At 24.6% G+C, this 309-nt stretch carries 1 protein-coding gene; it reads left to right on the top strand.

Going from position 1 to position 309, the window contains the following annotated elements; all coding sequences use genetic code 11:
* Positions 1 to 138: 138 nt before the first annotated feature.
* Positions 139 to 309 (top strand): IS1 family transposase (locus tag NHF50_RS15605; RefSeq protein WP_308219331.1); only part of this gene is annotated, 171 nt, incomplete at its 3' end.

Consider the following 309-nt stretch of genomic DNA (forward strand, 5'->3'; position numbering starts at 1 on the left):
GGTAGTGTTTCAAATTTAGTGATATAAAATTTCAGAATTATAACCTATTGAAATAGAATAAATAATAGAAGAAAATAATTTAAAGATGAGCAATACTGCTCATCTTTTTTATTCTAATATTGCCTTAAATGAACTAAAATGAGTAAAAATGCCACCTTGTGTTTCAAAGTTAGTGATACTATAAATTGTCCAAAATGTAAAGAGAAAAAGGTTATTAAAAACGGGAGAACAAAAAACAATAAACAGCAATATTATTGTAAAACCTGCTGTCATCGTTTTATAGAAAATTATTCATATCAAGCTTATAAT

Origin of the sequence: Flavobacterium sp. NRK F10, assembly GCF_024054235.1 — a bacterium.
Taxonomy (GTDB): domain Bacteria; phylum Bacteroidota; class Bacteroidia; order Flavobacteriales; family Flavobacteriaceae; genus Flavobacterium; species Flavobacterium sediminis.